The sequence below is a fragment of the Fulvivirga aurantia genome (assembly GCF_009711475.1).
GTDB classification, from domain to species: domain Bacteria; phylum Bacteroidota; class Bacteroidia; order Cytophagales; family Cyclobacteriaceae; genus Fulvivirga; species Fulvivirga aurantia.
In genome coordinates this window covers 1-10,125 of the sequence record NZ_SMMD01000837.1, presented here as the reverse complement: position 1 = coordinate 10,125, position 10,125 = coordinate 1, and the positions used below count along the sequence as shown (strand labels likewise).

Below are 10,125 nucleotides of genomic sequence, written 5' to 3'. Positions count from 1 at the left end.
TACCAGAAAATTTTACCGTAGATATTCCTAATACTATCAGTAGTAGTATTGATGGCTCGCTTAGTGGTAAAAAAGCTAGTCCGTTGAGTGGTAGAGAAGCGGGTGATGGTGATGGCTACATCGAAGGAAATGAGATTTATGAAAGTCTTAGATATTTTATAGCGTTAGGAGAGCACTCTGCTGAAGTTATAGAATTTACTTTACAAATTGCTTCTGCGCTTGAGCAGCAAAACATCAACGAGCTTTCATTTACAAGTGATGATGATGGTAGAGATAAAAAACTTATTATCACAAGAGGTGTAACCAGAGGTGGCGTATCATATGAGTATGAAATGACCATGTTTGATGTGGCTGATGACAAAATGGGACTACAGTTACTTTGGAATACCAGCCCTATAAAAGGAGTAGGTATCTTAAACTTACACCAATATCGACAGAACTGAAACTGACAACGAAAATGCATTCATAAGAATAGATTACTCAGAGGACGATGTAAACTATGAAGCTACAATGGCAGTATCTATTTCTGGACTGAATATTGAAAATAATGGAGATATCAACGCGATGAAAATGTTTGTTGGTAAAAATGGTGATGTTGTTGAGATCATGGGTAACTCAAACCACCCTGATGTTGCAATCATAGATGAGCAAAACCCAATCAGCAGAAATTATGCTTTCGTGGGTAGAGGCGATGAAGTAGCTGATCTTGGTGTAGTAAAGCTTGCACTACCTCCTTCTGATGTTGATACTGATGATGTATTGGTTGATTATTCTGTGTATGCCGTACTTGATGCGGAGATCAAAGCAGCAGGTTATAACGATCAGGCGGTTATCGATGATATTTTAAGAGATGCGCTTTCTCCTGCATATTTCAACGCAGCTGGGTTTATCGCTTCAGGCGAAGAGAACAAGCCTGCTTCATTTAGCGATGAGTTTGTAGACCTTTCTGGAATGAAGCCGTTTGTGCCGGTTGCAGTTAGAGACCTTGAAGTGACTTTTATCAAATAACAATAGTTGGCTTATTGTTATGAGAAAGGCCTGTTCTCCAGTGTTGGGAGACAGGCCTTTTTACATTTTATCCTTCCAGTAAATTTATACTTACAGTCGCTAATTCACCGTCAGGAAATTTCTTAAAATGATCCTGATTAACTGTGAGCCCCGCTTCCTGAGCTATTTTATGAAAAACTTCTACCTCCACAATATATTGGTCTGAGTAACCATGAGTAGCATCATAGGCTGTAACTGCGGTCTGCCCTAAATTTTGCGCTGCCAGATGTGGAGGAATGGTATGTAATTCTATTACCAGCAAACCAAATTTTTTAACAAAAGGAGCCCATTTCTTAAAATGTACTAACAAGGATTCTTCAACCAGATTATTGCTTAACCTTTTACCCTTGGTAGCAAAAGCACCTGTAGATTTACTGTGTCTGTCCTGGGTTTGAGTATCAGGTTCTTCCCAGATTCGGTTATGATCGAGAAACGTACGCACGTTTAGTAAGTCCTTAATGTCGATTCCATAGTTTTCCTGAAGGTCCTTGGCGAGCAAGTCAGGTCTACCTATATCGCCCCAAATGATCTTAGCCCAAATGTCTGCAGCAATTAAATTTGATTTTGTAATATCAAGTGCCGCTTCGTTATAATCGGCACCTACTAAAAACAGAGGGTGCTCATCGAGCATTTTGCCTCTTGAGGTTTGCTTTTCGATTACATCGAAGATATGCTTTAGAAATGCCCCATTACCACAACCCATATCTAAGATGCCTTTTGGCTGCTCGGCAATGGGCCTATTAAACATGTCAATTATAATTTCATCAACTACCTTAAAGTAGGCGGAATGTGCCCCACCACTTCCCCAAACATTCATTTCGCGGTCTACATGCTCTTCGGGCACTCCTTTTTGTTTACTGAAGTAATTTGGGTCGCCAAAAATCAGTTCATCCAGCTTTCTAAAAGTAGGTATGTACGAAACCGTAACCCCATAGGCACTGGCTCTTCTTGCATAAAACAGACCCTTTTCAGTAAACTGATAGGTGCCATTAGTTTTCTTAAACCAATCGAGATCAACAAATATGTCGAGCAATCGCCTAAAGCTTTCTGCATCGCTATGAAACTCTTCAGGCCTGAAAGAAGCCTCCATAAAATATTTGTGAAACATACCGCTCATGCCAAGCCTCACAACGGTCGGTCCTACAATTATTCCTTCGATGTGAGCCAGTACTTGTTGTTGCACCTCATTTTTCACCTCATCTTCTGTGTCCTTTAAACCATAGCTGTTTTTATACTTATCAAAAATTGCAGCAAGTCGATTAAATGGTTCGATATCAAACTTGCGGGCATGAAATTTTTCTGAAAAGCGCAATAACTCAACTACATCCTCATATAATGGAATAAGATCAAAAGCATATTCACCTTTGGTGGTCATCTGGTAATTGAGAGCGTCTTTTTTATTATCAAGGCCTTGTTCCAGCCATCCCTGTGAGGCCATGATTCTCAATGCTACATTTAAGTAACCTTCATTTGCACCAAACTGCTGAACTGCTTCTTGCAGAGTAACCGACCCATGCTCCTTTATGTACTTTATAACTCCTTTTTCGTATAAGGTGTATGCCGAAGGTGCCGTACCAATACCATCAAGATGTCTGAAAAGTTGGTTGCGTAATTCGTACTGTTCTTTTTTAGAAAGCATAGATTAAATATTTACAAACGCCATTTAAATCATTTGTGCTTTGAATGTAAAAGGACGTTTATTTAATTGAAGTCAAAACTTAAATAAAAAATATGAAAACAACGACATTATTTTTTCTAGCGAGCTTGACCATAACGGTCGCCATGGCTCAGCAGCGAGACTACTATGAAGAAATACCTGAATTGCCGGAAAACTATACGGCAGGTACTGTAGCCGGACGTATGGTCGATGGTTTGGGTTTTAGATTTTATTGGGCCACTGCCGACCTCAGACCTGAGGATTTGACATATAGGCCTGCAGAAGATACCCGCACTATATTAGAAACAGTCGACCACATCTATAGTATGTCTGTGATGATTTACAACGCAGTGCATAAAACATCTGAAAAATCAGACAATAGCCTCAGTTTCGAAGCCAAGCGAAAGCAAGCCCTATTAAACTTTGAAAAAGTAAGTAAAGTGCTTAAAGCGAGCAAACCTGAAGATATGGAGTCATATGAAGTGATTGGCAGGACAACGAACTACCCTTTTTGGAATCTGATCAATGGCCCTATTGCAGATTGTTTGTGGCACTGTGGTCAGATTGTCTCTCATAGGCGAGCAGCAGGTAATCCTTTTAACTCAAACGTGAGTGTCTTTATGGGTAAGCTGAGGTCAAATTAATTGAGAAGAACTCTTTTCTGAAGAATCACCTGGCGGTTTTTGCCAAATTCTTCTAATGTAATTCTCACGGTATCATTATTTTTCAAATGATCTTTTACTTGAAAGAAAAGTGAGCAATGGTCCTGATTTTCCATGTCAGTATCAATATTGTCAACGGCTAATACACGACTATCAGTAATAATCCCTGCGTCAGCCGCAGGGCTATTTTCAAAGACACTCCCAATAATCATCTCGTTGTTTTTATTGGGGCGTATATCGAGACCAAATGATTTTATATTCTTAGGTATATTGGCGGTTTCGGTTGGTGAAATATAAAACTTGCTATTAGGAAAGTCTAAGGTGACAATACGACCTTTTACGAACTTCATACCGACCTTGGTTTTATCAGTGTGGCTCATATCAGTTACCACATTATGCATAAGCTCCTTGCCGATTTTTACTTTATTGAGTTTTATTTCAAACTGAGTGGTATCATCACTACCAAAAATGCCTGATGAACCAAGTCCTCTACCTGTAAGCACCTCAATCGCGCTGGCTTTGCCTTTTTTCTTGGCTGATAAGTAAGATTTATAGGTAACTGTAATAAAGTGGCTCGAGCCGGTATCAAAAAGTGCATAACCAACATCACCTTTGTTGATTTGCACCGGTATATAAGGCGACTGTTGTCCACCTACTTTTTTCATGCTTATTGATTGGCCTAGAGGTGACTCCAAGCGACTGATGTCATCAGTGATGACTATTTGTTCGTTTACCGGGTCTAGCTGCCAGACACAACTATTCATAAGGTTTGAACCAATTATACCATCAAAGCCGAGGCAATCAAGTATGATCGATTGTTTGAAGTCGATAACATAGCTCGTTACATTTTTAAAAGATATCGGCCCGATATTAACTTCATTAATTTTGCCATGATTTAGGCGTCCTTTTCTCAACCCACTACTACTGGTCACACTGCTGCCGGTTGGTTGAAAATCAATCTCTTTAGCTACCTCAGCGCTTATTGAAAACGGAGCCCCGGTATCGACTAAAAACCTGTAGTTATTGCCTTTAATGGTGACAGTCGCAAACATCAAGTCTACATTCATATCAACGGGAATGGTCTCTAAAAATAACTGTTGAGGAATTTTTGTTTCCACCCATTTGCTTCCAGCACCGCAAGCACTCAAGGCAAAAAGAAGTAACAGAATAGAGGTTTTTTTAAGGAGGGGTTTTATGCCAATCGGTCTTGCCATGGGTTAAAATTTGCCTTCGTGTTCTATCGCCTGCTTTACATGAGCTAAATGGTGGTTGCAATGCCACGCATATGAACCAATTACTTCTGCCAGTCTGAACTTACGACCGTGCTCTGGGTGGAAATAAAGTCGTGATAAATCCTCGTCTTTTAAGCTTCTTAATAATTTTACCCAGCGTCTATGTAGTCCTTCCAGAATAAGCAATGAATCACCAATATCATCATTATCAGCATCAGGTAATACGGCCCATTTTGCTTCCAAATAGGGTCTTATTTCTGGAGTATCCTCTGTAATGGTAAGCTTACACCTGCAATATGCGTTGATGTGGCTATCGGCACAATGGTGCACTACCTGCCTGATTGACCAACCCTCAGGCCGGTATAACCAACTTAGCTGCTCACTGGAAAGTGATCTTACCTCTTTTTCCAATGAGGAAGGGAAGGCTTCTATATCCGTTATCCATTTTTCGATATCGGCTGAAGTAATATTTTCTGGAGGAACAAATTCGCCTATCGGATATTTCAGTTTTTCTAATTCGAGGGTTTCCATAGTCAGTTAAAGCTTAGTAGTAGAAAGTTACAAATAACCAATTGATACGGGGGTTGTTTTTACATTATACGTTGTAATAAATCCGTAAACGGAATTTTACTTCTATAAATAACTACGAAAAACCAACCGAAAATATTATGGCAAAAGATCACGGACCAAGTATTAAAGATGACGAAGCCTACGAAGAACTAAGAGACAAAGGCTATAGTAAAGAAAAAGCTGCCCGAATAGCTAACACAGACCGTCAGGAAGCTGGCAAAAAGGGAGGTAAGCATGATAAATATGAAGAGTGGACAAAAGAAGAGTTGTATGAAAGAGCTCAGGAAATCGGAATAGATGGTCGCTCAGACATGGATAAACAAGAATTAATAAAAGCTTTAAGAAACCACTAAATAAAAAGATATGATCAAGGAAGGCTCAAACGTAAAATGGAAATGGGGCGATGGCTATGGCAAGGGTGAAGTAAAAGAAACGTTCACCAGAGAAGTAACACGTACTATAGATGGCAATGAAGTGACTAGAAAAGGAGAACAAGGAGATAAGGCATTATTGATAAAACAAGAGGATGGCTCAGAGGTATTAAAACTCGAAAGTGAAGTGGAAAAAGATTAAGCTTATCTCTATTCCTGTTAAAAAGAGGTTGGATTTTTATTCAACCTCTTTTTTTATGGATGTCGATGTATAGTGTTAGGTGCAGCTTAATAGGAAATTTATTAAAAAACTTTTCATTCAGTTGTAACCATTTTTACTACCTTAAGTATCCTACCGCGAACAACAACAATTCAAAGTTATAATAAGAAAAAATGACTGATGAGGCGCTTATGCTGGAGGTGAAAAATGGGGACTTGAAAAAGGCTTCTATTTTATTTGACAGATATCATAAACGTCTGTACAACTTCTTTTTAAAAATCTCTTTTGATAAGGAGCTTGGGCACGATCTCACTCAAAATACCTTTCTGAGGCTTATAAAATATCGAAAGACGTATAAAGAAGGCAGCAAATTTCAGTCATGGGTCTACCAGATGGCGCGTAACATTTACGCTGATCATTATCGCAAGAACAAGGTGTTGATTTCTGATTATGATGAGGTAGATGAAATTAAAAATAAACTTGAATTGGTAGATGAAACCATAGTGCAGGATGAGCGTGAGAAATTGCTTTATATCTCATTGTTTAGGCTTACGCCAGAGCAAAGAGAGGTGCTTATTCTTACCAGGTTTCAACAAATGAAATATGAAGAAGTAGCACAGGTGCTTGAGACCTCTGTGGCCAATGTAAAAGTAAAAGTACATAGAGCCATTAAAGCTTTGCGAGACAAGTATCTGGAGCTGGAAAAAATATAGGTATGGAAGACAAGAAAATGGAAGAACTCATGATCGACTATATCGATGGACGCCTCACTGGTGAGTTAAAAAGCTTCGTAGAAAAGCACATCACCAAAACGGAAGAAAATCGAAGGGAATATGAGTCACTAAAAAAGACAGTGGCATTGATTAATGCCGATCGGGAACATGAGCCGGATAGTAGTCTCAAGCTAGACTTTCTAAATAATTTGGAAGAAGCTATTGAGAGTGAGTCTGGTAAAAAGAGAAGAGTAGTGAAGCTCCGCAGTGAAAACTACTGGCAGATAGCAGCTGCAGTAGCACTATTAGCAGTAGGTATACTTGGAGGCATGTGGTTTAACCAAAATCAGGAAAAGCAAGCGCAAATGCTTGCGATGCAAGAAGAGGTGGAGGCTACCAAGCGAATGGTGATGTTAGCGCTCGATAATCAAAATTCTGCGAGCGAAAGAATGATGGGTGTAAACGCAAGCTACGAGCTGAGCAAGGCCGATACGGACATAATTAATGCGCTGGTAAAGACCATGAACGAAGACGATAATGTAAATGTACGCTTGGCAGCTATAAATGCCTTGTCAAAATTTTCAGATCAACCTCACGTGCGTAGTGCTCTGATCGCTTCACTGGAAAAGCAGCGTGATGCTATTGTACAAATTACATTAATCAACCTGATGGTAGAGATGAAGGAAAGAGGAGCAATCAATGAGCTCAAAGAAATGATTGAAGACAGTACCAATATAGAGTCTGTAAAAGACGAGGCTCACATGGCAGTTTTCAAGCTATCGTAAACAGAAATAACAACTCGAAATAAATAGGATAAATTAAAAAAGAACTAAAAATGAAAAATTTACAATTAAATGCATTGGCAGTATTATTAATCATTATAGCCTACATACCTGCTACAGCTCAACAACATAAAATAGCCATGAGCAATGGCATTTTGGAGTTTAGCGAGCTAAGTGAGGTATCAGTAGAGGGATATGATGGAAGTGAAATAATAATAGAGCCCACACATAATTATGAAATACCCGAGCGAGCCAAAGGCCTGAAGCCAATCAATGCATTGGGTCTTTCAGACAATACAGGTATCGGTTTGTCGGCCAAAAAGGATGGCTCAACAGTTACTATTTATCAGGTGGCTAGAAATAATGACGCTAAATACACGGTAAAAGTACCAAAAGGCGTGATGGTGAGATATCATAATTCATCAATTCACGGAGACGATTTTCAGGCCAAAAATATGAGTAATGAAATAGAGGTGAAAACCCACGGTGGCGATATACATCTCATCGACATTACCGGTCCGGTTACAGCCAGTTCGGTTCATGGAGATATAGATGTAAAATTTAGTAACCTGAATCAAAAGCTGCCAAGTGCAATTGCCTCCGTACATGGTGATGTTGATGTAGCTTTTCCTTCAGCTGCCAGTGCAGAATTGAGCATCGCGACCAATTGGGGAGAGGTTTATTCAGACCTTGATATCGAGGTAGAGGCCAAGGACGGCATGAAGGTATATGGTGCTAAAAAAATTAAAGGCAAACTCAACAAGGGTGGAGTTGCCATGTCAGTTTCATCTACCCATGGCAATGTTTATTTAAGAAAGCGATAACAACAACCTATGAGATGTCTCAGGTCATGAGACATCTCCAAATTCTCAAAAACTCAACAACAATGAAATTCTTAATGATAGGCATTCTGCTATATTTCAATACAGCAGTACTAAGCCAGACAACGATAAACCAAACAGCGAGTACGCAGGGTATTGATCTCGTAGAAATGTCATTTAAATACCCTGAAATGATAAAGATAACTACCTGGGATAAAGATGAGATTCGGATCACAGGTTCCGTAATGATAAATAATGGTGAGAGTGATGATGCATTTAAGCTTGACATAAGTCGTAAAGATGGTAAGCTTGTGGTCACCTCAGCCATTGAAAATTTAGAAAGCTTGCCCAAACGCATAATGATTAAGCGTGATGGTGAGAAGTATTACTTCGATACCGATGATTTTAAAGACAAGGAAATTCAGGTGTTTCTAGATGAAAAAGGTGGAGGACATCAGTATCAGATGCATGGCGTGATTAAAGAAATAGAGCTGGAAATCAAAGTTCCAAGGCGTGTGGCTTTAAGTATAGAAGCCAAGTATGGCTTGGTAGAGTTATCTGATGTACCTGCACCTGTAGAAATTGTATCCAAATACGGAGGAATAGACATTACACTTCCGGCTTCTTCGCCACGCAATATTACTGCCCGTATTGAATTTGGAGAGCTCTTTAGTGATTTGGACCTTACCTTAGACAGATCCGCCTCATCTTCGGGTGAGTATTACAAATGGACAACGGTAGTAGCAGCCCTCAGTGGGGGAGGAGCCAAGTGCAATCTCGAATCTAAATATGGTAATTTGTATATCAGAGGTACTAATTGACTCATATTTATCGCGTTCTTAACCAGATAAAGTCAAGTAATATTGAGCAGACTATAAAAATCACACCTGCCCATTTTGATTTACTCCAACCATTTAATGAAAAATGCCACAACCAGATAATAAAAAAAACTAGACAAGCGAACCAATGACAAGCAAAAGTGGTGAGTGCTCCGTAGCTTAATTTATTCCAGTTCATTATCAAGAATAGAGTGTAAGCAAGTGTGCCAAATATTGCTAATAAATTAAAAATTTTTTTGGTCATGTTCAATTGCAATTTACTCCAGAGACATAAGGTCTATTTCCATTAAGAACTTCTTTATACTCTTGATAATTTGGCCGTACAATAACGGGATTTCTTATATTAGCTATTCCTCCAATGTCTTCGGTGTAATTTTTTATTTTTTGTTGAAGTGCAGTCCATACATTGTTGGCCTCATCCAAAATATCTGCATTAGCTAACATTCCAACTTCTCTTACTAGTGTTTGAGCTGGACCACGTATTCGATCAACTCCTCGAGTATAAAAATTGTATGTACCATCACCATTATTTGTAAACCCAAACCGCCTAAAACCAGCTACTGGGTGACGCCAGTTTCGAGGATCTTTAATAGTAAGAAAAGTCCAACTTGTAGAAGACCTATTAATACAGATGACAGAGTCATCATCAATCATAGAAATACTTAATATTGAGCCTAGAGCGGTTTGTGGATTCTGCCATCTTTCACCTTCCCCTGGCAAATCTGGATGAGGATAGAACTCAGCAGTATTACCCAAATTATCAAAAAAATTAAGTCTCATATATTCCAAAAATTCTTGTGGTGTTGTTCCTAAGGGAAGCTGGACATCTACAGAAAAACAATCCAGATTCACAGCAATACCAAAACCATCATTAATGCCCTGTAAGTCCCATGCAAAACTTAATTCTTTATTTTCTTGATTTAGTACTTCAATTCTTTCTTTTACTGAGTAAGGAATATTAGTTGATCTTACATTTTTCCATTTTCTGAGTTGCATACAATCTATTTCTTCCTGATTAAAGAGTGCAAACTCGTCTTCATTAAGTTGATTTTCTAAATATGATAACCTTTCCTCATCAGTAGTAGGTAGATTCTCAAATCCAATAATATCTACGGAATTACTATTGTTTCCACCTCCATCTGAGTCTCCTTCCAAACCAATTCCTAAAGGTGTTCCAATAGCTTCACCTGGGCCTTGACTTGATCCACCTG

At 39.0% G+C, this 10,125-nt stretch carries 13 protein-coding genes; 9 read left to right on the top strand and 4 right to left on the bottom strand.

Going from position 1 to position 10,125, the window contains the following annotated elements; translation table 11 throughout:
• Together E1176_RS20705 and E1176_RS12245 are read left to right on the top strand one after the other, a co-directional pair.
• A partial coding sequence (locus E1176_RS20705; protein ID WP_185152778.1) for a hypothetical protein occupies positions 1-443 on the top strand: 443 nt, incomplete at its 5' end.
• A 67-nt stretch (positions 444-510) separates the two neighbouring features.
• Complete coding sequence (locus E1176_RS12245; RefSeq protein ID WP_155210924.1) at positions 511-1,008, top strand: hypothetical protein; 498 nt, start codon at positions 511-513, stop codon at positions 1,006-1,008.
• A gap of 67 nt (positions 1,009-1,075) precedes the next feature.
• Here the strand turns inward: E1176_RS12245 and E1176_RS12240 are convergent, their stop codons facing one another.
• Positions 1,076-2,686 carry a class I SAM-dependent methyltransferase gene (locus E1176_RS12240; protein WP_155210923.1) on the bottom strand — a complete coding sequence of 537 codons (1,611 nt, stop codon included), beginning with the start codon at positions 2,684-2,686 and terminating at the stop codon, positions 1,076-1,078.
• Between the two features lie 92 nt (positions 2,687-2,778).
• Here E1176_RS12240 and E1176_RS12235 point away from each other — a divergent pair, with 92 nt between their 5' ends.
• On the top strand, positions 2,779-3,348 hold the full coding sequence (locus E1176_RS12235) for a hypothetical protein (protein ID WP_155210922.1): 570 nt from the start codon (positions 2,779-2,781) through the stop codon (positions 3,346-3,348).
• Here the strand turns inward: E1176_RS12235 and E1176_RS12230 are convergent.
• Both E1176_RS12230 and E1176_RS12225 read right to left on the bottom strand, forming a co-directional pair.
• Entirely contained in the window at positions 3,345-4,580 is a 1,236-nt protein-coding gene (locus E1176_RS12230; protein WP_155210921.1) for an aspartyl protease family protein, read from the bottom strand. The genes E1176_RS12235 and E1176_RS12230 overlap by 4 nt on opposite strands.
• A 3-nt stretch (positions 4,581-4,583) precedes the next feature.
• Complete coding sequence (locus E1176_RS12225; RefSeq protein ID WP_155210920.1) at positions 4,584-5,129, bottom strand: YfiT family bacillithiol transferase; 546 nt, start codon at positions 5,127-5,129, stop codon at positions 4,584-4,586.
• A 137-nt stretch (positions 5,130-5,266) separates the two neighbouring features.
• Between E1176_RS12225 and E1176_RS12220 the strand changes: the two genes are divergently transcribed.
• The 6 genes from E1176_RS12220 (at position 5,267) to E1176_RS12195 (ending at position 8,896) form a co-directional block, all read left to right on the top strand.
• On the top strand, positions 5,267-5,521 hold the full coding sequence (locus E1176_RS12220; protein ID WP_155210919.1) for a DUF7218 family protein: 255 nt from the start codon (positions 5,267-5,269) through the stop codon (positions 5,519-5,521).
• Between the two features lie 10 nt (positions 5,522-5,531).
• Positions 5,532-5,741, top strand: a complete 210-nt coding sequence (locus E1176_RS12215; RefSeq protein ID WP_155210918.1) for a hypervirulence associated TUDOR domain-containing protein — start codon at positions 5,532-5,534, stop codon at positions 5,739-5,741.
• Positions 5,742-5,932: 191 nt separating this feature from the next.
• The gene (locus E1176_RS12210; RefSeq protein ID WP_155210917.1) at positions 5,933-6,472 is read left to right on the top strand and encodes an RNA polymerase sigma factor; all 540 of its coding nucleotides are present in this window, start codon (positions 5,933-5,935) and stop codon (positions 6,470-6,472) included.
• A gap of 2 nt (positions 6,473-6,474) precedes the next feature.
• Positions 6,475-7,257, top strand: coding sequence for a HEAT repeat domain-containing protein (locus E1176_RS12205; RefSeq protein WP_155210916.1), 783 nt, complete (start codon positions 6,475-6,477; stop codon positions 7,255-7,257).
• Positions 7,258-7,307: 50 nt separating this feature from the next.
• Positions 7,308-8,078: a DUF4097 family beta strand repeat-containing protein gene (locus E1176_RS12200; RefSeq protein ID WP_155210915.1), complete on the top strand. Its 771-nt coding sequence runs from the start codon at positions 7,308-7,310 to the stop codon at positions 8,076-8,078.
• A 62-nt stretch (positions 8,079-8,140) separates the two neighbouring features.
• Positions 8,141-8,896 carry a DUF4097 family beta strand repeat-containing protein gene (locus E1176_RS12195; protein ID WP_155210914.1) on the top strand — a complete coding sequence of 252 codons (756 nt, stop codon included), beginning with the start codon at positions 8,141-8,143 and terminating at the stop codon, positions 8,894-8,896.
• Positions 8,897-9,160: 264 nt separating this feature from the next.
• On the opposite strand, the gene E1176_RS20700 is transcribed toward E1176_RS12195, so the two are convergent.
• Positions 9,161-10,125: hypothetical protein (locus E1176_RS20700; RefSeq protein ID WP_185152777.1), on the bottom strand; the 965-nt coding region annotated here is incomplete at its 5' end.

What these genes read in the sequence shown, in the direction of transcription:
- E1176_RS12230 (WP_155210921.1), bottom strand. Translation starts at nt 4,580, where the DNA reads ATGGCAAGACCGATTGGCATAAAACCCCTCCTTAAAAAAACCTCTATT.
- E1176_RS12240 (WP_155210923.1), bottom strand. Translation starts at nt 2,686, where the DNA reads ATGCTTTCTAAAAAAGAACAGTACGAATTACGCAACCAACTTTTCAGA.
- E1176_RS12210 (WP_155210917.1), top strand. Translation starts at nt 5,933, where the DNA reads ATGACTGATGAGGCGCTTATGCTGGAGGTGAAAAATGGGGACTTGAAA.
- E1176_RS12200 (WP_155210915.1), top strand. Translation starts at nt 7,308, where the DNA reads ATGAAAAATTTACAATTAAATGCATTGGCAGTATTATTAATCATTATA.
- E1176_RS12225 (WP_155210920.1), bottom strand. Translation starts at nt 5,129, where the DNA reads ATGGAAACCCTCGAATTAGAAAAACTGAAATATCCGATAGGCGAATTT.
- E1176_RS12235 (WP_155210922.1), top strand. Translation starts at nt 2,779, where the DNA reads ATGAAAACAACGACATTATTTTTTCTAGCGAGCTTGACCATAACGGTC.
- E1176_RS12195 (WP_155210914.1), top strand. Translation starts at nt 8,141, where the DNA reads ATGAAATTCTTAATGATAGGCATTCTGCTATATTTCAATACAGCAGTA.
- E1176_RS12220 (WP_155210919.1), top strand. Translation starts at nt 5,267, where the DNA reads ATGGCAAAAGATCACGGACCAAGTATTAAAGATGACGAAGCCTACGAA.
- E1176_RS12245 (WP_155210924.1), top strand. Translation starts at nt 511, where the DNA reads ATGGCAGTATCTATTTCTGGACTGAATATTGAAAATAATGGAGATATC.
- E1176_RS12215 (WP_155210918.1), top strand. Translation starts at nt 5,532, where the DNA reads ATGATCAAGGAAGGCTCAAACGTAAAATGGAAATGGGGCGATGGCTAT.
- E1176_RS12205 (WP_155210916.1), top strand. Translation starts at nt 6,475, where the DNA reads ATGGAAGACAAGAAAATGGAAGAACTCATGATCGACTATATCGATGGA.